The sequence below is a fragment of the Herbiconiux dendrobii genome, assembly GCF_052048175.1.
Lineage (GTDB): Bacteria > Actinomycetota > Actinomycetes > Actinomycetales > Microbacteriaceae > Herbiconiux.
In genome coordinates this window covers 37,147-60,313 of the sequence record NZ_JBLZQV010000006.1, presented here as the reverse complement: position 1 = coordinate 60,313, position 23,167 = coordinate 37,147, and the positions used below count along the sequence as shown (strand labels likewise).

Genomic DNA, 23,167 nt, shown 5'->3' with positions numbered 1-23,167 from the left:
GCAGGGGCTGGGGCAGGGGCAGGGGCGCAGCCTCAGCGCAGGGGGCGCAGGGCAGCGGCGGCGGCCGTCGCGATCGTGCTAGCGACGCGGTCGAGGGCCGCGGTGCGCAGGTGCCACTGCTGCCAGTGCAGCGGCACGTCACCGAATGATCCCGGATCGATCTCGACTAGGCCGAGACCCGCGCTCTGCAGATCGGGCAGCATCCCCCAGCCGTACCCGAGGCGCACAGCTTCGGCGAAGTCAGCGGAGGCGGGCACGAAGTGCCGCGGCGGGGCGGAGGGCTCCAAGTCTCGATCCCGCAGGAAGTCGTCCTGCAGGACATCCGAGCGGTCGAACACCACGATCGGCGCCCGGCGCAGCCCGTCCGTGAGGCCGTGCGAAAACCACCGTTCCGCGAACGAGGGCGCGGCCACCGCGCGGTACCGCATCACCCCGAGGGCTCGCGACGAACACCCTTGCACCGGTTCCGCCACCGAGGTGATCGCCGCCATCACGGTTCCCTCGCGAAGGAGTCCGGTGGTGCGGCTCTGGTCCTCCCGCCACAGATCGAACGCGATCTCGCCGGCCAGGGGTGCCAGGGCCGGCAGGATCCAGGTCGCGAGCGAGTCCGCGTTGACGGCGATCGGCATCCGGATCGGAGCCGGCACCGCGTCGGTGGATGCGCCGTGGTCGCCTGCGGGATCGTCCAGTTCGCGGGCGACGTCGTCGGTGAGCGCCTCGAACTGACGGGCGAGCCGCAGCAGTGCCCGTCCGGATTCGGTGGGGGCGATCGGCTTGCTGCGCTGCAGCAGCACCCGCCCGACCGAGTTCTCCAGCGCCTTGATCCGCTGGCTCACCGCCGACGGGGTGATGCGCAGCGCACGAGCGGCCGCGTCGAACGTGCCCTCGGTGACGGCCGCCTTCAGGGCGGAGAGTTGGGAGATGTCCAGATCCATCATCAGCCACTCTAATGCTTCATCAGAAACATTAGCTGGACCGACATTGGCTCGCCGCCTACCGTCGGAGATGTGCCCTCACCCCTCGATCCGTTCGCCCTGTTCGCCGGCTTCGGCTTCGGTCTCTCGCTGATCGTCGCGATCGGCGCCCAGAACGCCTTCGTACTGCGCCAAGGTCTGTTGCGGCGCTGGGTGCTCGCGGTCGTGGCCGTCTGCGCCCTGTCCGACATCGCGCTGATCGCACTCGGCATCAGCGGCGTCGGCCTCGTGTTCGAGCAGATCCCCGTGCTGATGGTCGTCGCCCGCATCGGCGGGGCCGCGTTCCTGCTGGTCTACGGCCTGCTCGCGGCCCGGCGGGCCCTCCGGCCGGCCGTGCTCGACCCGGAGGCGGATGCGGGCGGCCGGAGCCGAGCATCCGCCGGCCTGCTGTCGACCGTGCTCACCTGTCTCGCGCTCACCTGGCTGAACCCGCACGTGTACCTCGACACGGTGGTGCTGCTCGGTTCGGTCGCCACGACCCACGGCGATTCGCGGTGGCTGTTCGGGATCGGTGCCGCGACCGCCAGTGTCGTCTGGTTCACCGCGCTGGGCTTCGGGGCGCGACTGCTGAGACCGGTCTTCGCGAGACCGCTCGCGTGGCGCGTGCTCGACGGCGTCATCGCGGTGGTGATGGTGGCTATCGCGGCGTCGCTCCTGATCGGGCTGTGACCGCCGCCTCCGCGGCCGCTCGCAGATGGATGGCGCCCTCGGTGCGGCGGAGCGAGCGGCCCGATCCGCCGTGGCGCGCCGCCAGCACCTCGGCCAGGATCGACACCGCCGTCTCCTCCGGCGAGGAGGCGCCGAGATCGAGGCCGATCGGCGAGTGCAACGCGGCGAGCTCGTGATCGCCGAGGCCCCGCTCGCGCAGCTTCGCGACACGGCGGTCGTGCGTGATCCGCGAGCCCATCGCCCCCACGTAGGCGACCGGCAGCGCCAGCGCCGCCTCGATCAGCGGCACGTCGAACTTGTCGTCGTGCGTGAGCACGCAGATCACGGTGCGCTCGTCGACGACCGTCGCGTTCAGGTAGTCGACCGGCCAGCGGGTGACCACCTCCGCACCGGGGAACCGGTCGGGCGTGGCGAACACCGGGCGCGCATCGCACACCGTCACCCGGAAGCCCAGCAGCTGCGCGGCGTTCGAGAGGGCCACCGAGAAGTCGACCGCACCGAAGACGATCAGGCGCGGCGGCGGAGCACTGACGATCAGCACCGCCTCGAGCACCTCGCCCTCGCAGTCGACCCGGCGGCGCACGGTCCGGCCCGCGTGGATCGCACCGGCCAACTCGTCGGCGATCCGGTCCGCGAGCGGATCGTCGAGCGGATCGGCCGGGGCATCCGAGAGCCGGGATCCGAATGCCCGGCGAGCAGTCGTCAGCGTCGTACCCGTCTGCCGCAGCAGGACTGCGATCCCCGCCTCCTGCCCGTCGCGCGCCCGGCGCAGCTCCTCGAGAACGCCGGCCTCCAGCTCGTGCACGAACACGGTCAATCGGCCTCCGCACGACAGGCCGACCGCGAAGGCGTCGTCGTCGCTGAAACCGAACTCGCAGACCTCCGCCTCACCGGTCTCGAGCACCCGGCTGCAGGTGTCGTACACCGCCCCCTCCACGCAGCCGCCCGAGATGCTGCCGATCACCCGGCCGGTGTCGTCCACCGCCATCGACGTGCCGAGGGCACGGGGGGCACTTCCGTCGACCGCGATGACGGTGGCCACGGCAAGACGACGGCCCTGGTCGCGCGCGGCGAGCAGGTCTGCGGCGAGCTCGAGCATCCGGGGCCCCTTTCTGCGGTCGGGTCCGTCATGAGCCTGACACATGAGCGTGTTAGAAAATGCTCATGCTCATCATCCACGACGCCCACCGCATCTTCGTCGACGCCGAGACCGAATCCGATGACGGTTCCGAGCTGCGGCTGGCCTCGACGGTCGAGCCCACGGATGCTCTCCCGGCTCCCGGCGAGCAGGTCGAGCACCTCGACGCCTCGGGCTGCGTCGTCACCCCCGGCCTCGTTAACGCCCACCATCACCTGCTGCAGAGCGCGTTCCGCACGCTGCCGGGCACCCGCGGCGTGGCGATGCACGAGTGGCTCCCGCGGATGGCGGCCGAATATGCCGCAATCGGCATCGATCCCGAACTGGCCCGTGCCTCAGCCCTCGTGGGGGTGGCCGAGGGGCTGCTGAACGGCGTCACGACGGTCGCCGACCACCACCTCACCTGGCCGGCCGGAGCCGACTCGGTGGGGATCGCCCGGGCCACCGCGTCGGCGGCACGAGAGCTCGGCGGACGGCTCGTCTTCGTGCGCGGTTCGGCCCGTGACGATCCCCAGGAGGCTGCTGCGTCGGCCGACGCGATCGCCGAGGCCCTGGTACCCGGTGCTGCCGGAGGAGTGACCGCCGACGGGATGCTGCAGCTCGCCGTCGGTCCCGCCGGCGTGCACAGCGACAGCGAAGAGACCTTCCGGCTGCTGGGCGAGGTCGCCCGCGCGCGCGGACTCCGCCGCCGCACCCAGGCGAACGAGCAGGTCGACGTGGCAATCGCCCTGGAGAAGTACGGCCGCCGGCCGATCGAGCTGCTCGAGGAGTGGGGCTGGCTGGCCGACGACGTCACTCTCGCGCACCTGTGCGCCGTCACCCCCGAGGAGATCGCGCTGCTCGCGGCTCGAGGCGTCTCGGCCACCCACGCGCCCGGCTGCGACCTGCCGATGGGCTGGGGAATCGCCCCGGTCGCGGCGCTCCAGGATGCCGGCATCCCCGTGGGTCTCGGCACGAGCGGCGGCGGCAGCAACGACGCCGGCCACCTCCTCGCGGATGCGCGCCTCGCGATGCAGGTCGCTCCCCTGGTCGGTCCTCCCGTCCCGGCCCGCCGCATCCTCTCGATGGCCACCGAGGGCTCGGCGCTCGGCCTCGGCCGCCCCGAGCTGGGCACCCTGCGCCCCGGCGCCGCCGCCGACCTCTGCGTCTGGGACGTGTCGGGCGTGGCCGACGCCGGCGTGGCCGACCCCGTCGCCGGCCTCCTCTGGGCCTCCCCCGGCCGCCGCCCCAAGCACGTCGTGGTAGCGGGAAAGCTCGTAGTCCGCGACTACCGGCTCGTCGCCCACGACGAGCACGTGCTGGCAGCGGCGCTCACAAGTCTCCTGACAGCGCGACGCGCGTAACGCCGATCACCCCCACCGTGACCCCAAGGCGACAGGCCGTACTCGCCGACCCAAGGTGAGCGTGTGGCCGACAGGTGCGAGCGAAGCCCGCGCCCGTCGACCGCGCGCTCACATGTCGCGCTGCGCCGGGCAAGGACCGGCGCAGCCCGGTCACGCCGAGCGAAGCCCGGCGCGATCGGCAGCCAGCACAGCAGGACAGGACACCCACGCGCAACCACAACCGGGACCTCCCTGACGCGCAACCGCCGACGTGCCTCGCAAGCCGAGCTTCCGCTTCGGCTATCCCCTACAGCTACAGCTCCAGCACCAGCCGCGGGCAGGCCGCACGCGACACGCAGATCATCATGACCTCGTTCGACTCGTGCTCGTCGGGGGTGAGCACCGAGTCGCGGTGGTCGACCTCGCCGGAGACGACGGGGGTCTCGCAGGTGCCGCAGGTGCCCTCGCGGCACGAGGAGAGCACGAGCACGCCGGCCTCCTCGACCACGTCGAGGATCGAGCGGTCCGGCGGCACCTCCAGCGTCACGCCGGTGAGCTCGAGCTCCACCTCGAACGACTCGTGCCGCACGGGCTCGGTGACCTCGCGCGCTTCGAAGCGCTCCAGGTGCAGCGTGCCGGAGGGCCAACCGGCCTCGGCGGCGCGGGCTTCGAGAGCGATCAGCATCCGCGCCGGCCCGCAGCAGTAGACGAGAGCGTCGTCGGCGTCCAGGACCGACAGATCGAGCCGGCGCCCGGCATCCGGAGTGTGCACCGACACCCGGTCGCCGTACTCGCGCACGAGCTCGTCGGCGAACGGCATCCGCTCGAGGGAACGCCCCGCGTAGTCGAGCGTCCAGGATGCTCCGGCGGCCTCCGCGGCCCGGATCATCGGCAGGATGGGCGTGATCCCGATCCCGCCGGCGATGAACCGGTAGCGCGACGAGGGCGTGGGCGGCACCAGTGCGAAGTGGTTGAGCGGGCCGCGCAGCCGCAGCGCGGAACCCGCGGTGATGTGGGCGTGCAGGTGCTCCGACCCGCCCCGCCCGTCGGGTTCGCGCAGCACCGCCACCAGGTAGCGGCTCCGGTCGGCGGGGTCGCCGCAGAGCGAATACTGCCGCTCGACGCCCGGCTGCACCACCACGTCGAGGTGGGCGCCCGGCGTCCAGGCCGGCAGCAGCGATCCGTCGACGGCGCGCAGCTCGATCAGCACCACGTCTTCGGCGATGACGGAGGCGGATGCGACGACCGCATCGATCTCGGCGAGCGCCGAGGCTCCGGAGCCGGCCGCAGAAGCACTCATGCGCCGTCCCTCCGTTCTTTCACGATGAACAACTGGTATTCGCCTTCTCCGCTCGAGCACCAGCGGTGCAGCGTGCCGCCGGCGTAGTGGATCGAGTCGCCGGCCTCGAGCTGGAAGGTGCCCTCGTCGCCGAGATCGACCAGCACCGTCCCCCGCACCACGTGCAGGAACTCGGCCTCGTCGTGCCGGTAGAACTCGCCCAGGGAGCGGTTGCGGCCGCGGAACTCCATCGGCACGAACGACACGTCGCCGTGCACGAGGATGCGCGCCTCGCCGCCGCCGAACGGGCCCTGCGGCCCCTCCATCCGGCGCACCATCGACACCCGGGCGCCCCCGGTTCCCGGGACCAGGTCGTCGGTGGCGGCCGCGATCAGCTCGATCTGGCTGGAGCCGAGCGCCCGGGCGATGCGCTCCAGCGACACCATGCTCGGGCGGGCCTGGCCGCGCTCGAGCTGGCTGAGGAACGGATGCGACAACCCGGCCAGGCGCGCCAGCTCGACCAGTGTCAGCCCGCGCGCCTGCCGGAACGAGCGGATCCGCGCGCCCAGGCGCACGGTCTGCTCGTCGAGGACGGCGCTTCCGGTACTGATGGCGAACCCCTTTCGGGACGGGTCGGGACGGCGGTCGCCGCGGCGCACACCGCGGGTCGATACAGACAGTAACCACGAACTGTACGGGTCGCGAAATCGGCGCGAGCGGCAATTTACATTCGGAAATCTTTGCGTTACGTGATGGAAACGCGCCGTCCGTAGCGTGGCCCATGTTGAAGCCATCAACATCCGACCGGCGTCCGCCGGCACCGATCACCCCGACGCCGTGATGATCATCACCCGGGCCACCGCGCCCTAGATTTCCGTGGGGAGACGATCGATGACCACGCTTCCCCGCCCCCTCCGGCACCTGCGGAACGCGCGGCTCGCCGACGGTTCGGTCGTCGACGTGGAGCTGGCCGGATCCGTCGTGTCGAGCATCCGCCCCGCCGGGTCGACGGATGCCGCGACCGCGGCCTCCTCCACGTCTGCCGCCGCAGCATCCGGAGCCGTCGGCGACACCCTCGACCTCGACGGCTTCCTGCTGCTCACCGCCCCCGCCGAGCCGCACGCGCACCTGGACAAGGCGCTCTCCTGGGACCTGATCGACCCGCCGATGGGCGACCTCGGCCTCGCGATCGACTCCTGGAAGCGCTACAGCGCCGTGATGACCGTGGAGAGCATCGCCGACCGGGCCCGCGCCCAGGCGCTGGCGATGCTGCAGAACGGCACCACCGCGATCCGCTGCCACGTCGACATCCTGCAGGGCGATCAGCCGATGCGCGGGGTGCAGGCCCTGCTGCAGGTGCGCGACGAGCTGCGCGGGCTCGTCGATCTCGAGCTCGCCGCCCTCGCCGGGCCGACGGTTCCGGATGCGCACATCCACGAGGCCCTCGACCTGGGCGTCGAGCTCGTGGGCGGCGCCCCCCACCTGGCCGACGACCCCGACGCCGATCTCCGCCGCCTGCTGGCGATCGCCGAGCGCCGCTCCCGCGGGGTCGACATGCACACCGACGAGAGCCTGCACGGCGCCGTGACCATGCACACCCTGGCCGAGGTCGTGCGCGACTGGCCCGCGAGCCGCCCCGTCACCGCGGGGCACTGCGTGCGCCTGGGCACCCTCGAGCCGGCCGAGCTCGACGCGGTCATCCGCGAGATCGTGCGGAGCGACATCGGCGTGGTGACGCTGCCGATCACGAACCTCTATCTGCAGGGCTGGGAGCACCCGGTCTCCACCCCGCGCGGACTCACCGCCGTGCGCGCCCTGCTCGACGCGGGCGTGCGCCTGGGCGCCGGCGCGGACAACGTGCGCGATCCTTTCAACCCGGTCGGCCGCAGCGACGCGCTGGAGACGGCCTCACTGCTGGTGACGGCAGGGCACCTCACGCTCGACGAGGCCTACGCCGCCGTGTCCAGCGGCGCACGCTCGGTGATGAGCCTGCCCGAGGCGGGTGTCGCCGTGGGCGCCCGGGCCGAGCTGCTGGCCGTGCGCGGCGGCAGCCTCTCGGATGTGATCGCCAACGCGCCCGCCGACCGTTTCGTCGTGCACGAGGGCCGCCTGGTGGCCCAGAGCGAGGTTCGCCGGCAGATCGCCCTCCCAACCGTCCCCGCATCCGATCCCCTTTCCGAACCGTCCCCCGATCCCATTCTCGAAACGAGGTGAGAAGCTCCATGTCCATCGCCACCCCGCCTGTCGCTCCCACGACCACGACCGATCAGCTGCTGCATTTCGACGACGTCGCGATGACGTTCCCGAACGGCACCACGGCGCTCTCCGGAGTGTCCCTGACCGTCAACCGCGGCGAGTTCGTCACCGTCGTCGGCCCCTCCGGCTGCGGCAAGTCGACGCTGCTCCGGATCGCCTCCGGCCTCACCCCGGCCACGGAGGGCACGACGCAGGTCGACACCAGCCGCATCGGCTACGTGTTCCAGGATGCGACGCTCCTGCCCTGGCGCGACGTGCAGTCGAACGTCGAGCTTCTCGCCGAGCTGAACGGCAAGTCCAAGAAGGAGCGGCAGAAGACCGCCAAGGAGGCGATCGACCTGGTCGGCCTGTCCGGCTTCGAGAAGCACCTGCCGCGCACGCTCTCGGGCGGCATGAAGATGCGCACCTCGCTGGCCCGCTCGCTCACCCTCGACCCCGAGCTGTTCCTGTTCGACGAGCCCTTCGGCGCACTCGACGAGATCACCCGCGAGCGCCTGAACGACGAGCTGATCAAGCTCTTCACCGAGCAGCAGTTCGCCGGCCTGTTCATCACCCACTCCGTGTCGGAAGCGGTGTACCTCTCCACCAAGGTGGTCGTCATGTCGGGGCGCCCCGGCAAGATCGTCGACGAGTTCCCGGTGGAGTTCCCGTTCCCCCGCGACCCCGAGATCCGCTTCACCGCCGAGTTCGCCGAACTCTGCGGCCAGGTCTCCCACGCTCTCCGAGAAGGTCACCACTGATGACGACGACACCGCCCGCTCCCCCGAAGAACCGCACGCTGATGCGGCCGGCCACGGTCAGCTCGACCAAGAAGAAGTCGGCCACCTGGGTGCCGCCGGTGCTGGTGGCCCTCGGCATCATCGCCATCTGGTACCTCGTCTCGTACGTGGTGCTCGACGACAAGCGCCGCTTCCTGCTGCCGCCCCCTCACGAGGTGTTCACCGAGGCCTTCTTCCAGCCCGACGTGTTCAGCGACATCATGGTGGCGCTCGGCCGCACCGCGGTGGTGGCCCTGGTTGGTCTCGCGATCGCGATGATCATCGGCATCGGCTGGGCCATCGCGATGAGCCAGGCCCGCTGGATCGAGCGCTCCACGTTCCCCTACGCCGTCATCCTGCAGTGCATCCCGATCCTCGCCCTGGTGCCGCTGATCGGCTTCTGGTTCGGCTTCGACTACCCCGCCCGCATCATCGTCTGCGTGATGATCGCCCTGTTCCCGATGGTGTCGAACACCCTGTTCGGGCTGCAGTCGGTCGACAAGGGTCAGCGCGAGCTGTTCCAGCTGCAGAAGGCGTCCCGCTGGACGGTGCTCACCAAGCTCGAGTTCCCGGCCGCGCTGCCCGCCATCTTCGCGGGCATGCGGATCTCCGCCGGCCTCGCCGTGGTCGGCGCGATCGTCGGCGACTACTTCTTCCGCCGCGGCGAACCGGGTCTCGGGTCGCTCATCTCGAACTACCAGTCCCGGGTGCAGTCGGCCGAGCTCTTCGCCGCCATCATCACGGCCTCGCTGTTCGGCGTGCTGATCTTCATCCTGTTCGGCTGGCTCGGCAAGCGGGTCGTCGGCAAGTGGTACGACTTCTCCGCCAGCTGATCCGCCGGCGCCTGCCGCCGGCCCACAGCGTTCCACCGCACCATCCCACCCTGGCTCCACCGCACCATCCCTCCCTGCACCACAGACACAAGGAGTAGACATGCGCAGCACCCGAACACGGCTCATCCTCACCACCGGCCTCGTGGCCACCACCGCGATCGCCCTCGCCGCCTGCAGCAGCGGCTCCTCGGCGAGCGACGAATCCACCTCCTCGGCCGATCTCACCATCGGCTCCGTCGATCTCGCCGCGGCGGGCTGTCCGGCGAAGGTCGTCATCCAGACCGACTGGAACCCGGAGTCCGAGCACGGTCACCTCTACCAGCTGCTCGGGCCGGATCCGGTGATCGACTCCGACAACAAGCTCGTCTCCGGCCCGCTCTTCTCGGCCGGCGAGTACACCGGAGTCGACGTCGAGATCCGCTCCGGCGGCCCGGCGATCGGCTTCCAGACCGTCTCCAGCCAGATGTACACCGACCCCGACATCATGCTCGGCTACGTCACCACCGACGAGGCCGTGCTGCTCTCGGCCGACATGCCCACCACCGCCGTCTTCGCTCCGCTGGACATCAGCCCGCTGATGGTGATGTGGGACCCGGAGACCTACCCCGACGCGAAGACCATCGAAGACGTCGTGAAGGCCGGCGCCGTGGTGCGCTACTTCGGCGGATCGGCGTACATGGAGTACCTCAACACCACGAACATCATCCCCACCGCCCAGGCCGACGGCAGCTACGACGGAACCCCCGCCAGCTTCATCGCCTCCGGCGGCAAGGACGCCCAGCAGGGCTTCGCCTCGGCCGAGCCCTACATCTACGAGAACGAGGTCGCCGACTGGATGAAGCCGGTCGCCTACCAGCTCATCAACGACACCGGCTACGAGGCGTACCAGTCGGCGATGGCCGTTCGTACGGATGACCTCGCGGCCGACAGCGACTGCCTCAAGGCGCTCGTGCCCGTGCTGCAGCAGGCCGAGGTCGACTACTTCGCCGACCCCGCGCCGGTGAACACGATGATCCTCGACCTGGTGGAGAAGTTCGACACCGGCTGGGTCTACTCTCAGGGCGTGGCCGACTACTCGGTGAAGACGATGATCGACGAAGGCATCGTGGGCAACGGCCCGAACGACACCATCGGCGACTTCGACGACGACCGCATGTCGACCTTCTTCGACACGGTCGTGCCGATCTTCTCCGGTCTCGGCACTTCCCCGTCCGACGGGCTCGCGGTGGACGACATCTACACCAACGAGTTCATCGACAGCTCCATCGGGCTGAAGTAGCCGGCTCAGGCCGGCCCCCTCTCCCGCGAACAGAAAGCAGCTGAGACCATGACGCTCCCATCCGTGACCGAGCAGCGCGCTCCGGGTCGACGACTCGAGGGCACGCGGATGCTCGTCACGGGTGGGGCGCGTGGGATCGGTGCCGCCATCGCCGAGCGCTGCACCGCCGAGGGCGCCGAGGTGGTGGTGCTCGACCGTCTGGCCGAGCAGGGCTCCGCCTTCGCCCAGGAGATCGGCTGTCACTTCGTGCCGGTCGACCTGGGCGACCAGGCGGACACCGAAGACGCCTTCGGCACCGCGCTCGAGAAGCTCGACGGCATCGACGTGCTCGTGAACAACGCCGGCATCCTGCGCTTCGCGCCGCTCCTGGAGATCACGGTGCAGGAGTGGGAGACGATGTTCGCCATCAACACCACGGCGATGCTGGTCACCACCCAGCTCGCCGCCCGCTCGATGATCGCCGCCGGCCACGGCGGCAAGATCATCAACATGGCCAGCATGGCCGGCAAGACCGGCGGTGCCGGGCAGGGCCACTACGCCGCCTCCAAGTCGGCCGTGATCGCCCTGACCCGGGTGACCGCGCTCGAACTCGGCGCATCCGGAATCACCGCCAACTGCATCTGCCCGGGCTACGTGCTCACCGAGATGGGCGCCGACACCCGCACGGCCGAAGACGTGGCCGAGTGGTCGACCTACTCGCCGCTCGGGCGGCTGGCAGACCCCGCCGACGTGGCCGGAGTGGCCGCGTTCCTCGCCTCCGCCGACTCGGACTACATGACCGGGCAGGCCGTCAACGTCACCGGCGGGATGCTCATGTCCTGAGCGCCGGCTCGTCTCCCCATCCGCTCCACCGCACCAGAGGATCCTCCGCATGACCACCCCTGAAGACATCTCCGCCCTCGCCGCCGAACTCGTCGGCATCCTGGGAGAGCGAGGTGTCAGCACCGAACTCCGTGGCCGCGAGAAGGCCTCGGTCGACGGGGCGAAGATGTCGCCCATCCTGGCGGAGCAGCTGCCGCTCGGGCTCGCCGACATCGTCGCCTTCCCCACGAACGCCGAGCAGATCGCCCAGGTCGTGGCCGCCGCCGTGCGCCACGGCGTCTCCGTGACCCCGCGGGGCAAGGGCACCGGCAACTACGGGCAGGCCATCCCCCTCGAGGGCGGGTTGGTGCTCGACATGTCCAAGGCCCGCGCCGTCGTGGAGGTCGGCGAAGGCTGGCTCACCGCCGAGGCCGGCACGCCGATGGTCACGATCGAGCAGGCGGCGCGCGAGAGCGGGCAGCAGATCCTGATGTACCCGTCCACCGCGCAGTCCTCGATCGGCGGCTTCCTGTCGGGCGGCTCCGGCGGCACGGGCTCGATCAAGCACGGCTCGAACATGAGCGGTGACTACGTGCTCGCGCTCGACGTGGTCTACGCCTCCCCCGACGCCGAGCTGGTGCACGTCGAAGGCGCCGAGGCGCAGCCCTACGTGCACACCTACGGCACGGCGGGCATCATCGCCCGGGCCACCATCGCCCTCGAGCCGGTACAGGACTGGCGCGGCTTCTACGCGAGCTTCCCCTCCTTCGAGCAGGCCACCTCGATCCTGCGGCAGGTCGGGAGGCTCGAACCCACCCCGCGCCTGGTCTCGGCCGACCTGCCGCGCATCGCCGACGCCCTGCCCGCCGACGACGCCATCCCGAAGGGCCGCGCGTCGCTCCGTGCCATCCTCGACGCCGCGACGATCGAGGCGGCAACGGCCCTGGTCGAGGGCGCCGGTGGCCGGGTCGAGGAGGTGCGCGAAGGACCGCAGTCCACCGTGAAGATCTCGATGCTCTCCTACAACCACCCGATCGAGTGGCTGCAGAAGTCGGTGCCCGACGAGACCTGGTTCCACGTCGAGGTCTCCGGCGACGCGCTCGTCGACCGGCTCGACGAGGTGCACGCGGTGTACCCGGGTGGCCTGCTGCACATCGAGGCCCAGCGCGACTACCCGATCGGGATGCTCGCGGCCCCCTACGTGAGCCCCGAGGCCGTCTACGAGGGCTTCGAGCGCCTGCTCGCGATCGACGTCGGCTACCACAGCCCGCACCAGTGGTTCGTCGACCACCAGGTGGAGCGCACGCGCGCCCTGGCCGCCGGCACCGACCCCGAGGGCCTGCTCAACCCGGGCAAGCTACCGCCCGAGGGCGCCCTGCTCGGCCCGGAGAAGCGCGCATGAGCCGCCGCCTGGTCGAGCTCTCCGGCACCGCAGCCACTGTCGCCCTGTCCGAGGACTCCGTCATCGTGCTCCCCACCGGCGCCATCGAGCACCACGGCCCGCACCTGCCGCTGATGACCGACTACCTGATCGCCGACAGCGTCGCGAACGCCGCCGTCGAGCAGGCGGCCGCCGAGGGACAAGACGTCTGGATCCTGCCGACCCTCGCCTACACCAAGTCGGACGAGCACCACTGGGCGTCCGGAACGATGTGGATCAGCTGGGACACGCTGATGCAGACCGTGGTCGAGCTCGGCAACTCGATCGCGGCGACGCCGGCTCGCAAGCTCGTGTTCTTCAACGGGCACGGCGGCAACCTGGCGCTGCTGCAGGTGGCCTGCCGGGAACTGCGCCGCCGCTTCGGGCTGCAGACCTTCCTGATGGGCGCCACCGTGCCCGCCGGCGCGCACGACGGCCCCGAGGAGCTCGGTCTCGGCATCCACGCCGGCCACGCCGAGACCTCGCTGGTGCTGCACCTGCGGCCCGAGCTGGTCGATCTCTCGCTCGCGGAGCGGAGCGTGCCGGAACACCTGGCCGGTTACGAGCACATCGGCTTCAAGAAGCGGGTCACCTTCGGCTGGCTCTCGAACGACTTCGCCACCAACGGCACGCTCGGCGATCCGACCGGTGCGACGGCCGCCTACGGCGCCGAGCTCTTCGACGCAGCGGTCACCGACTCGGTCGCCGCCTTCGCGGAGATCGGCCGCTTCGACGCCGCGGGAGGGGCGGCGTGAGCGACCCGACCGAGACCGGCACGGCCCGATCCACGCAGGGTCAGACGGCTGGCGCGGTGCCGCCGCCCGGCCTGCCCGGCGCCACCGCCGCGAGCCCGGTGCAGATCCCCGACAACGCGACACCCGACCGCATCCTGCCCGACTGGCTGCCGCGGAACGACGACCCGGTGCGGCCGACCATGAGCCTCTCGACCCTCGGCGTCGACGGGTACCCGGATGCGCGCACCGTGCTGCTCAGCGAATACGACGAGAGCGGCTTCTTCTTCCACACCGACTCCCGCTCGCGGAAGATCGTGGGCACCGCGACGCCCCGGGTCGCCCTCACCCTGCTCGGCCCCGGGCGCCAGCTGGTGATCCAGGGAGACGCGAGCATCGCGCCCGCCGACGAGGCCGAGCGCGTCTACGGCTGCCGCTCGCGGTACCTGCAGATCCTCGCCTGGCTGAACACGCCGGAGTTCGCCGCGCTCCCCCTGGCCGAGCGGATCGCCCGCTGGGCCGCCTTCGACGCCGAGCATCCGGAGGGCACGCTCACCCCGCCCGACACCTGGGTCGGCTACGTGGTCACCCCGATCCGCCTCACCTTCTGGGAGGGCCGCCCCGACACCGCGGGCCGCCGCACCGAGTTCACCCGCGAGGCCCCCTCCCCCGACGCCCCCTGGACCCGCGCCCTCCTCCCGGGTTGACCCCGCTCCCCCTCAGTGCTTCGCGGCCGCGGCGGCGATCGCCTCGGTGAGCACCGTGAGCAGGCGCGGGGAGTCGAGCTCGGGGAGGCGCACCTCGATGAAGATCGCGCGGTCGGGCGTGGCGTGCGCCATCTGCAGCGCGGCGGCCAGCTCGTCCTGCGTCGAGGCCTTCGCCGTGACCACGCGATCGGCCGCGCCGAAGGCTGCGGGGATGAGGGTCCAGTCCCAGGGCGTGATGTCCTGGTACACCGCCGCCGGGCTCTGGATCTTGCGCTCGACCGTGTAGCCGTCGTTGTTCAGCAGGAAGATCACGGGCGTGAAGCCGCGGTGCAGCACGGTGGCCAGCTCCTGCACGGTCAGCTGCGCCGCACCGTCGCCGACGAACAGCACCGCCCGCCGCGAGGGGTCGGCCACGCACGCGCCGAGCGTCGCGGGGATCGTGTAGCCGATCGACGACCACACCGGCTGCCCGAGCAGCGCCGACCCGTCGGGCAGCACGAGGTCCAGCGCTCCGTAGAACGAGGTGCCGGCATCCGCGATCACGGTCGTGCCGGGCTGCAGCCAGTCTTGGATCGCGCCCCAGAAATACTCCTGGGAAAGAGGCGCACCCGGCTCGGGCGAGGCGGCGGACGGGACATCCGGATGCCCGACCGGCGAGACCGCCGGCCGGGACGACTCCCCGAGAACGGCGTGCAGCGCTCGAAGGGAATCCTCGAGGCGCACGTCGTAGAAGGTCGTGTCGGCGATCCGCGCCGAGGTCAGCCCGAGCTCGATCGCGGCGTCCTCGTCGAAACGCTGCGTGAAGAAGCCGGTCAGGAAGTCGCTCATCACCGTGCCGGCCAGCACCAGCAACGGCGCCGAATCGACCGCCTCGCGGGCCGCGTCGACCCGCGTGAACGCGCCCATGTAGGTGCCGAGCGACGCCGGATGCGACTCGTCGAGGATGGCCTTCGACATGTTCTGCGAGGCCAGGTACACCCCGTCGTGATCGGCGATCGAACGGATGAGCGGCTCGAGCCGCCGGCGGTGCACCTGCGGGCCCACGAGCATCGTCACCTGCGACTGCGCGGCCACGGCCTCGGCGAGCGCCGCCGTGAAGCGGGCGAGCTCGGCGGCATCGCTGGAGGCGGCCACCAGCGGAGTGCGCAGGTTCGCCGCGTGCACCGGCGCGACCGCCACGTCGGACGGGATGCCCAGGTACACCGGCTTCGATTCGCGCAGCGCCGTCATCAGCGCGGCGTCGATGTCGCGCGTGGCGGTGGCGAGGCGCACGATCGTGGCCGAGGCGGTCACCTCCCGGTAGGCGCGGAAGAAGTGCTCGTAGTCGCCGTCGATCAGGGTGTGGTGCAGGTGCAGCCCCTGCGCGCGGGCCGTGGTGGAGGGCATCCCGGTGATCTGCACCACGGGCACGTCTTCGGAGAAGCTGCCCGCGACGCCGTTGATGGCCGAGAGCTCACCCACCCCGAAGGTGGTCACGAGCGCGCCGATGCCGCGGCGCAGTCGTGCGTAGCCGTCGGCCGCGTAGGCGGCGTTCAGCTCGTTGGTGGAGCCCGTCCAGTGAAAACCGGGCACGGTCACCATCTGGTCGAGCAGGCTGAGGTTGAAGTCGCCCGGCAGGCCGAACACGTGGTCGGCGCCGAGCTGCACCAGGCGGGTGGCGAGGTACTGGCCGACGGTCACGGTGGTGGGTGTCGGGCCGGCGGGGGTGGGGCTTCCGGATTGTGTCTGGTCACTCATGCGACCAGCATGCCATCTCGGGCCCCGCAGCCCCGGTAGCGCTGCTACTCCGCGGCGGCGAGCGTCTCGGCGAGCTCGCCGAGGAAGGCGTCGGCCGACTCGTCGTCCGAGTGCAGCACGACCTCGTCGCCCTGGCCGAAGCCGAGGCCGAGCACGGCCAGGATGCTGCGCGCGTCGACGCCCGCCGCATCCGGACGCCCGATGGTGACGGCGTGACCGCTCTCGGTGACCGCCTTGACCATGATGCCCACGGGGCGGGCGTGCAGGCCGGAGGGGGCGGTGACGGTGAAACGGCGTTCGGGCATGGTGCGACTCCTGAAAGGGAAGGGGGATGACCTCAGGTTTTGCCCGTGCGTGGTAACAATCCTGTTTCGGCCCCTAGTCCACCGCGCGACGCGGCGAGTGTCAAATCAGCCATCTCGCAGTCGCTCCCGGATGCGATCGAGGGTCTCCATCACCACGACGCTCTCCTCCAGCGGCATCACGGTGCTCTCGGTCAGCCCGGCGCGGAGGCACCTCTCGACCTCGGCGGCCTGGAAGTGCAGGCCGCGAGGGGTCAGCCCGGCCTCGAACCGCTCGAGCTCGACCGAGGGGCGGTCGCCGCTGTGCCGGCTGAGCGAGGTCCAGGTGAACCAGTACGGGTCGAGCTCGAGGTACCCCTCGGAGCCGATCACGGCCGCCCGGCTCGGCCCCGCCTGCTGCATCGAGAAGCGCGTGCTCGAGTAGCCGCGCTCGTGCCGCATCAGCACCGTCGCGTCACCGTCGACACCGCTCGGCAGGATGTCGCCGACCGCCTCGATCGAGGTCGGCGCCCCGAGCAGCTGCACCGCGAACGAGACGCCGTACACGCCGAGGTCGATCAGCGCGCCGCCGCCGAGTGCCGGGTCGAGATGACGGCTCCCGGCCTGCGGACGGATGGCCTGGTAGTGGCCGGTGTCGACCGAGCGCAGCCCGCCGATGCGGCCCTCGGCGATCGCCCGCCGCAGCTCCACCATGGGCGGCAGGAAGCGCGTCCACATCGCCTCCATCGCGAACACACCCGCCTCGCGCGCCGCATCCGCGACCCGCCGTGCGCTCGGCCCGTCGACCGTGAACGACTTCTCGATCAGCGCCGCCTTGCCGGCCGCGAACACCATCCCCGCGTGCTCCTCGTGCAGGCCCTGCGGGGTGGCGATGTAGACCGCATCCACCCTGTCGTCCGCCAGCAGCGCCTCGTAGCCGGCGTGCGCGTGCGGAATGCCGAATCGGTCGGCGAAGGCCCGGGCCGAGTCGCCGGAGCGGGCCCCCACGGCGGCGACGGTGTGCCCCGCGGCCACCAGATCGGCGACGAACGCGGTGGCGATCCTGCCCGCACCCAGGATGCCCCAGCGGATCGGATCCGTCGAGCCGGAAGGCATCGGGGCGGGGGGCGGAGAGCTCATGTTAGTATCCCTGTGGCTTGTCACTGCATCTGCAGGCAACACCGTAGCGGCACTCGAAGACGAGGCCGCAGACCGTGTTCCTAGGAGTGGCAGAAGTGATCGTACGGCGGGTACTGAACAACAGCGTGGTCGACGCCCTCGACGACTCGCTGCAAGAGGTCATCGTCTTCGGCAAGGGCCTGGGCTTCCACTCCAAGCCCGGCGAGAGCATCGACGAGTCGCTGATCGAGAAGGTGTTCCGGCTCGACGACGACGCGGCCAGCCGCCATTTCGCGAGCATCGTGGGCTCGATCCCGGCCGAGATCCTGTCGGCCACCGCCGACCTGGTCACCCGGGCCCGTGCCGAACTGTCGTCGAAGATCAGCGACAGCCTCTACGCCTCGCTGGCCGATCATCTGAGCTTCGCGGTGCAGCGCGCCCGCGAGGGCGGCGACTTCACGGTGCCGCTCGCCGTCGAGGTGCGCCGCTTCTACCCCACCGAGTACGCCTTCGCGAAGAGCGCCGTGACCGAGCTGAACACCCGCCTCGAGGTCGAGCTGCCGCCCGAGGAGGCGATCAGCATCGCGCTGCACGTCATCAACGCCCAGGTGGGCGGGGCGGCCGACAGCGCGGCCCGCCTGATGGAGCTCACCCACGCGATCCTCGAGATCGTGCGGCTGCACTACGGGCTCGACTACGAGGAGGACAGCCCCGCCTACCTCCGCTTCGTCACCCACCTGCGCTTCTTCGCCCAGCGCGTGCTGCTCGGCGAGACCGTGCAGCGCGACGACGCCGAACTGCTGCGCATCCTGCGCGAGCAGAAACCGGAGGCCTTCGCGAGCGTCGACAAGGTCGATGCCTTCGTGATGCGCAGCCACGGGCACGCGATGAGCGCCTCGGAGAAGGTCTACATCGGCCTGCACATCGCGAACTTCCTCTAGAAGCCTCGCGAGCATCCGGCTCCGGATGCCCGCCCACCGACCCGCACCACCCCACCCGCACCACCCCCACACCCCCAACACCGAATCCGAAGCCGCGTCAGGACCCTCCGCGTGAAGCCCGGGATTCTCTACTCATCGGAGAGTTCCATGAAGTACCAGAAAGATGCCACCGCGATCATCGCGGCGGTCGGCGGCGAGGAGAACATCGCCTCCCTCTACCACTGCGTCACCCGACTGCGCTTCGGCCTGAAGGACAACGCGAAGGCCGACCAGGGCGCGCTCCAGGCGATCGCCCCCGTGATGGGCGTGAACGACGCCGGCACGCAGTACCAGGTGATCGTCGGCAACGACGTCCCCGACGTCTACCGCGCCATCGTGGCCGAGCTGCCGCGCCTGGCCAGCGCCGAGACGGTCGACGGATCGGGCGCCGCATCCGAAGACGGATCCGGAGCCGCCACGGCCAAGGACGGCAACCTCGCCAAGCGCACCTTCGCCCGCTTCCTCGACTTCATCTCGGGCACCTTCGCGCCGATCCTGCCCGCCATCGCCGGCGCGGGTCTGCTGAAGGGTGTGCTCGCCCTGATCAACGCCTTCGGTTGGGTCGACCCCACCTCGCAGACCTTCCTGATCTTCTCGGCCATCGCGGACGCGGTGTTCTTCTTCCTGCCCGTCATCGTGGCCATCTCGGCCGCCCGCAAGCTCGGCGCCAACCCCTACGTCGCCGGCTCGCTCGGCGCGATCCTGGTCTACCCGGCCCTCGGCACGCTGCTCGGCGCCGGCGACCCGGTGGCCCTGTTCGGCATCCCGGTGACGGCGGTGACGTACTCGTACTCGGTCATCCCGGTGCTGCTCGGCGTGTACCTGATGTCGTGGGTGGAGCGCGGGTTCACCGCGATCATCCCGAGCTTCCTCAAGCTCACCTTCGTGCCGATGCTCACGCTCGTCATCGTCGCCCCGATCACGCTCATCGCGCTCGGCCCGCTCGGCACCTTCATCGGCAACGGCGTCGCCGGCGGCATCAACTGGGCCCTCGACAACGGTGGCGCCCCCGCCGGATTCGTGATCGGCGCGCTGCTGCCGCTGATCATCATGACCGGCATGCACTACACGCTCGTGCCGTTCATCTTGCAGAACCTGGCCACGCTCGGCTACGACAAGTTCCTGCCGCTCACCTACGTGCAGACCTTCGCCACCGCCGGTGCCGTGTTCGGCGTGTTCCTGCGCGCGAAGAACAAGCAGGTCAAGGCGCTCTCGCTCTCCACCACCTTCACCGCGCTGATGGGTGTCACCGAGCCGGCCCTCTACGGCCTGGCGCTGCCGCTGCGCCGGCCGCTGATCGCGTCCATGGCGGGCGCCGGCGTGGGCGGGGCGATCTCGCTCGGCCTGGGCGTCAAGGCCTACGTGCTCGCGGGCAACGGCGGGCTCCCGGGCCTGCCCGGCCTCGTCGGCGAGACCTTCATCTGGGCGATCGTGGGCATCGTGGTGGCGTTCATCGTCTCGACCGTGGTGTCGATGATCCTCGGCATCGACGAGTCGATCCTGGCGCGCACCGCCGAGAACGGTGCGGTTGCTGCTGCTCCCGTTGCCGCTGCTCCGGTCGCTTCGTCGGCGGCGACGACGGATGCCGCGACCGCGGTCTCCGGTTCGACCGCGGGCGCCGCATCCGGAACCCTCCCCACCGGCACCGGCCTCGGCGAGATCGTCTCCTCCCCCATGACCGGCGAGCTCGTGTCGCTCGACGACGTGCCCGACGCCACCTTCTCCAAGCGCATCGTCGGTGACGGCACCGCGATCCGGCCTACCGACGGCCGGGTCACCTCGCCCGTCGACGGCGAGGTCGTGACGGTGTTCCCCACCAAGCACGCCGTCGCCGTGCGCAGCGACTCGGGCGTCGAGGTGCTCATCCACGTGGGCCTGGACACGGTGAACCTGAAGGGCGCCGGCTTCATCTCGCACGTCGCCGTCGGCGACCGGGTCGGCACGGGCGACCTGCTGCTCGACGTCGACCTCGCCGCGATCGCGCTCACCAACGACACCCTGACCGTGATCGTGATCACCAACTCGGGCGACTACGCCGTGGACCCCGGAACCACGGGTCCCGTGCGCGCCGGTGACGCCCTCATCCGTGTCACCCGCACCACCGAGGGAGCCGCCGTATGACCGCCGAGAGCACTGACGCGGCCACCTCGGCCGCGGCATCCGTCGACGCCACCGGCCCGAGCCCCGTGACCGCGACCGACCCCAGCCCCGCCGGCGCCACCGGCCCCTTCCCCGAGGGCTTCCTCTGGGGCACGGCCTTCGCCGCGAACCAGGTCGAGGGCGGCTTCGACGAGGGCGGCAAGGGCCTCTCGCAGGCCGACGTCATCCCCTTCCGCACCGCCCGCGACTACGTCGACATCAGCGCGCTGATGAAGGCGACGGATGCGACGATCGCCGAGGCGGTCGCCACCCCGGGCTCGGCCGGCTACCCCAAACGCTCGGCCAGCGACTTCTACCACCGCTGGGAGGGCGATGTCGATCTCTTCGCCGAGCTCGGCCTGAAGGCCCTGCGGATGTCGATCGCCTGGTCGCGCATCTTCCCGAACGGCGACGACGCGGAGCCCAACGAGGAGGGCCTGCTGTTCTACGAGCGCCTCTTCACGCGCCTGCGCGAGAAGGGCATCGAGCCGGTCGTCACGATGTCGCACTACGAGATGCCGCTGCACCTCGTGACCGAGTACGGCGGCTGGACGAACCGCGCGGTGGTGGGCCTCTTCGAGCGCTACGCCCGCACCCTTGTGACCCGCTACCGGGGGCTCGTGCGCTACTGGCTCACCTTCAACGAGATCAACACGACCGTCATCGAGCCCTACACGGGCGGTGGGGTGATCGAGCGCGAGCCGGCGCCGGGTGTCGGCCCGCGCCAGGCCGGCTATCAGGCGCTGCACCACCAGTTCGTGGCGAGCGCTCTGGCCGTGCGCCTCGTGCACGAGCTCGACCCGGAGGCGCAGGTGGGCTGCATGCTCGCCCGGATGGCGCACTACCCCGCCTCCAGCGACCCGGCCGACATCGTGAAGGCGCAGTTCGACAACAACCTGAACCTGTTCCACACCGATGTGCAGGTGCGCGGACGGTACTCCGGAACCGTGCGCCGCTTCTGGCGCGACCAGGGCATCCACGTGGTCATGGAACCGGGCGACGAGGAGCTGCTGGCGGCGAACACCGTCGACTTCCTCTCGTTCAGCTACTACATGAGCCTGGTCTCGTCGGTGTCGCCCGAGAAGTACGGGGCGACCGGCGGAAACCTGTTCAGCACCATCAAGAACCCGCACCTGCCCACGACCGAGTGGGGCTGGCACTTCGACCCGGAAGGCCTGCGCTACGTACTCAACGATCTCTGGGACCGCTACCAGGTGCCCCTGTTCATCGTGGAGAACGGTCTCGGGGCCACCGACGTGCTGGAGGGGACGGCTCCGGATGCCGCGACCGGGGCATCCGACACCCGGCGCGTGCACGACGACTACCGCATCGACTACTTCGTGCAGCACCTGCGCCAGGTGCGCGAGGCGATCGCCGACGGCGTGCAGCTCCTGGGGTACACCGCCTGGGGCGGGCTGGACATCGTGAGCGCCTCGACCTCGCAGATGACCAAGCGGTACGGCGTGATCTACGTCGATGCGGACGACGCGGGCACCGGCAGCTACGACCGCGTGCGCAAGGACAGCTTCTTCTGGTACCAGCAGCTGGTGGCCTCGAACGGGGCCGTGCTCGACCAGGCGGTTCCGCCGGTGGCTCCGTCGGCGTCGGCATCACCCGTGGCCGCCGTTCCCTCGGCGCCTACGGCCTGAGGCCCAGGCGGTCGGCGACCCGTCCCATCGCATCCGCGAAGGCGACCTCGGCGCCGGCCGCCGCCCCTCCCGAGAGGTTCACGCCCACCACCCCGTCGAGCTCGAGCAGCTGCTCGCACAGGCGGGTGACGGCATCCATCCCCGCGGCGAAGGGATCGGCGGCGTGCAGGATGCGGTCGAGGTAGCCCTCCGGCAGCACGAGCGTGGTGAACGTCTTCAGCAGCCCGGCGCTGCCGGCGTCGACCACCATCGGCACGCACGGGATAAAACCGGGCGAGACGCCGAGCTCGCGCACCTCGTCGATGAAGCGGCGCACCGGCTCGGCGCCGCCCGCGTGGTTGACGAAGCACAGGTCGGCCCCGGCCCGCACCTTCTCGTGCAGCCGGGCCGCCCTCTTCTGCTGCGGCGGTGTGGTGGGCGACTCGCCCACCGACACGAGGTGACCGGCCTGCCGGGCGAGGGCGGCCATCCCGGTGGAGTCCAGGTCGAAGACGGGCAGAGCATCCGGCCGGTCGCCCGTGGCGGTGTGATCGCCCGTCACGCAGTGCACGGCCGCCACCCCCACCTCGGCCAGGCCCGCGAGCTCGCCCTCGAGGGCGACCCGGTTGCGGTCGCGCGCGTTCAGGCCGGCCCACACCGGGAGACCGGCCTCCTGGATGAGGTGCGCGCGGTAGCTGGGCGAGAACTGCACGCGACTGCGCCCGGAGTCTCCGGCCAGCGTGGCATCCACCCGGCCGGCGAGCGCCTGGGCGCACTCCCGCAGCGAGGCGCGGTCGACGGATCGGCCCGGGAAATCGGCGATCAGCACGGGGCCGGCGGCCATCCTCGCGCGCATGGCTGCGGCGCCGGCGTGCGGCGCCACCGGGAACTCGTGCGCATCACCGAGGTGGTGCACCTGCACCGCGGATGCCGGCGCGGCGGGCGACTGCGGATTCGGCGCGATCCCGTGCCAGCGCACGGTCGGCGTCTCGAGGAAGACGCAGCGGAAGTCGCCCACTTCGCACGTGCCATCGAAGTCGACGCCTCCGCACGGCCCGTACTCCATGTGCTTGGGGCATCCGGCGCGATCGGGGGCGGTGACGTTCATCCGCTGAT

The 23,167-nt window shown here is 70.8% G+C and carries 21 protein-coding genes; 13 read left to right on the top strand and 8 right to left on the bottom strand.

Annotated elements, in window-relative coordinates; translation table 11 throughout:
- Positions 1-32 precede the first annotated feature (32 nt).
- Entirely contained in the window at positions 33-935 is a 903-nt protein-coding gene (locus tag ACN4JJ_RS17205) for a LysR family transcriptional regulator ArgP (RefSeq protein WP_440711126.1), read from the bottom strand.
- A 72-nt stretch (positions 936-1,007) separates the two neighbouring features.
- Between ACN4JJ_RS17205 and ACN4JJ_RS17200 the strand changes: the two genes are divergently transcribed.
- Positions 1,008-1,643 (top strand): LysE/ArgO family amino acid transporter, encoded by a 636-nt coding sequence (locus tag ACN4JJ_RS17200; RefSeq protein ID WP_440711125.1) that lies wholly within the window; start codon positions 1,008-1,010, stop codon positions 1,641-1,643.
- Here ACN4JJ_RS17200 and ACN4JJ_RS17195 read toward each other — a convergent pair.
- Complete coding sequence (locus ACN4JJ_RS17195) at positions 1,612-2,742, bottom strand: XdhC family protein (protein ID WP_440711124.1); 1,131 nt, start codon at positions 2,740-2,742, stop codon at positions 1,612-1,614. The genes ACN4JJ_RS17200 and ACN4JJ_RS17195 overlap by 32 nt on opposite strands.
- 65 nt (positions 2,743-2,807) lie before the next feature.
- Between ACN4JJ_RS17195 and ACN4JJ_RS17190 the strand changes: the two genes are divergently transcribed.
- Complete coding sequence (locus ACN4JJ_RS17190) at positions 2,808-4,124, top strand: amidohydrolase family protein (protein WP_440711123.1); 1,317 nt, start codon at positions 2,808-2,810, stop codon at positions 4,122-4,124.
- A 292-nt stretch (positions 4,125-4,416) separates the two neighbouring features.
- Here the strand turns inward: ACN4JJ_RS17190 and ACN4JJ_RS17185 are convergent, their stop codons facing one another.
- Both ACN4JJ_RS17185 and ACN4JJ_RS17180 read right to left on the bottom strand, forming a co-directional pair.
- Positions 4,417-5,403, bottom strand: coding sequence for a PDR/VanB family oxidoreductase (locus tag ACN4JJ_RS17185; RefSeq protein ID WP_440711122.1), 987 nt, complete (start codon positions 5,401-5,403; stop codon positions 4,417-4,419).
- Positions 5,400-6,041 carry a helix-turn-helix domain-containing protein gene (locus tag ACN4JJ_RS17180; protein WP_440711121.1) on the bottom strand — a complete coding sequence of 214 codons (642 nt, stop codon included), beginning with the start codon at positions 6,039-6,041 and terminating at the stop codon, positions 5,400-5,402. The genes ACN4JJ_RS17185 and ACN4JJ_RS17180 overlap by 4 nt, the downstream gene beginning before the upstream one ends.
- A 232-nt stretch (positions 6,042-6,273) precedes the next feature.
- Between ACN4JJ_RS17180 and ACN4JJ_RS17175 the strand changes: the two genes are divergently transcribed.
- From ACN4JJ_RS17175 to ACN4JJ_RS17140, 8 genes are all read left to right on the top strand, one after another.
- Entirely contained in the window at positions 6,274-7,596 is a 1,323-nt protein-coding gene (locus tag ACN4JJ_RS17175; protein ID WP_440711120.1) for an amidohydrolase family protein, read from the top strand.
- 8 nt (positions 7,597-7,604) lie between these two features.
- The gene (locus ACN4JJ_RS17170; RefSeq protein ID WP_440711119.1) at positions 7,605-8,378 is read left to right on the top strand and encodes an ABC transporter ATP-binding protein; all 774 of its coding nucleotides are present in this window, start codon (positions 7,605-7,607) and stop codon (positions 8,376-8,378) included.
- Complete coding sequence (locus ACN4JJ_RS17165) at positions 8,378-9,229, top strand: ABC transporter permease (protein WP_440711118.1); 852 nt, start codon at positions 8,378-8,380, stop codon at positions 9,227-9,229. Before ACN4JJ_RS17170 ends, ACN4JJ_RS17165 begins: the two co-directional genes overlap by 1 nt.
- A 100-nt stretch (positions 9,230-9,329) precedes the next feature.
- Positions 9,330-10,508, top strand: a complete 1,179-nt coding sequence (locus ACN4JJ_RS17160; protein ID WP_440711117.1) for an ABC transporter substrate-binding protein — start codon at positions 9,330-9,332, stop codon at positions 10,506-10,508.
- Between the two features lie 48 nt (positions 10,509-10,556).
- A complete protein-coding gene (locus tag ACN4JJ_RS17155) occupies positions 10,557-11,330 on the top strand; it encodes an SDR family NAD(P)-dependent oxidoreductase (RefSeq protein ID WP_440711116.1) in 774 nt (257 codons plus the stop codon).
- 49 nt (positions 11,331-11,379) lie between these two features.
- Entirely contained in the window at positions 11,380-12,711 is a 1,332-nt protein-coding gene (locus tag ACN4JJ_RS17150) for an FAD-binding oxidoreductase (RefSeq protein ID WP_440711115.1), read from the top strand.
- A complete protein-coding gene (locus ACN4JJ_RS17145; RefSeq protein ID WP_440711114.1) occupies positions 12,708-13,484 on the top strand; it encodes a creatininase family protein in 777 nt (258 codons plus the stop codon). The genes ACN4JJ_RS17150 and ACN4JJ_RS17145 overlap by 4 nt, the downstream gene beginning before the upstream one ends.
- Positions 13,481-14,167, top strand: a complete 687-nt coding sequence (locus ACN4JJ_RS17140; RefSeq protein WP_440711113.1) for a pyridoxamine 5'-phosphate oxidase family protein — start codon at positions 13,481-13,483, stop codon at positions 14,165-14,167. The genes ACN4JJ_RS17145 and ACN4JJ_RS17140 overlap by 4 nt, the downstream gene beginning before the upstream one ends.
- Positions 14,168-14,179: 12 nt before the next feature.
- Here the strand turns inward: ACN4JJ_RS17140 and ACN4JJ_RS17135 are convergent, their stop codons facing one another.
- From ACN4JJ_RS17135 to ACN4JJ_RS17125, 3 genes are all read right to left on the bottom strand, one after another.
- The gene (locus tag ACN4JJ_RS17135; RefSeq protein ID WP_440711112.1) at positions 14,180-15,904 is read right to left on the bottom strand and encodes an alpha-keto acid decarboxylase family protein; all 1,725 of its coding nucleotides are present in this window, start codon (positions 15,902-15,904) and stop codon (positions 14,180-14,182) included.
- Between the two features lie 44 nt (positions 15,905-15,948).
- The gene (locus ACN4JJ_RS17130; protein WP_440711111.1) at positions 15,949-16,209 is read right to left on the bottom strand and encodes an HPr family phosphocarrier protein; all 261 of its coding nucleotides are present in this window, start codon (positions 16,207-16,209) and stop codon (positions 15,949-15,951) included.
- Positions 16,210-16,314: 105 nt separating this feature from the next.
- A complete protein-coding gene (locus ACN4JJ_RS17125; RefSeq protein ID WP_440711110.1) occupies positions 16,315-17,325 on the bottom strand; it encodes a Gfo/Idh/MocA family protein in 1,011 nt (336 codons plus the stop codon).
- 95 nt (positions 17,326-17,420) lie between these two features.
- Between ACN4JJ_RS17125 and ACN4JJ_RS17120 the strand changes: the two genes are divergently transcribed.
- The 3 genes from ACN4JJ_RS17120 (at position 17,421) to ACN4JJ_RS17110 (ending at position 22,072) form a co-directional block, all read left to right on the top strand.
- Positions 17,421-18,245 (top strand): PRD domain-containing protein, encoded by an 825-nt coding sequence (locus ACN4JJ_RS17120; RefSeq protein ID WP_440711109.1) that lies wholly within the window; start codon positions 17,421-17,423, stop codon positions 18,243-18,245.
- 147 nt (positions 18,246-18,392) lie between these two features.
- Positions 18,393-20,405 (top strand): beta-glucoside-specific PTS transporter subunit IIABC, encoded by a 2,013-nt coding sequence (locus ACN4JJ_RS17115; RefSeq protein ID WP_440711108.1) that lies wholly within the window; start codon positions 18,393-18,395, stop codon positions 20,403-20,405.
- Entirely contained in the window at positions 20,402-22,072 is a 1,671-nt protein-coding gene (locus tag ACN4JJ_RS17110; protein WP_440711107.1) for a glycoside hydrolase family 1 protein, read from the top strand. The genes ACN4JJ_RS17115 and ACN4JJ_RS17110 overlap by 4 nt, the downstream gene beginning before the upstream one ends.
- Here the strand turns inward: ACN4JJ_RS17110 and ACN4JJ_RS17105 are convergent.
- A complete protein-coding gene (locus ACN4JJ_RS17105) occupies positions 22,062-23,159 on the bottom strand; it encodes a methylenetetrahydrofolate reductase (protein ID WP_440711106.1) in 1,098 nt (365 codons plus the stop codon). The two genes, ACN4JJ_RS17110 and ACN4JJ_RS17105, sit on opposite strands and share 11 nt — an antisense overlap.
- Positions 23,160-23,167: the final 8 nt, after the last annotated feature.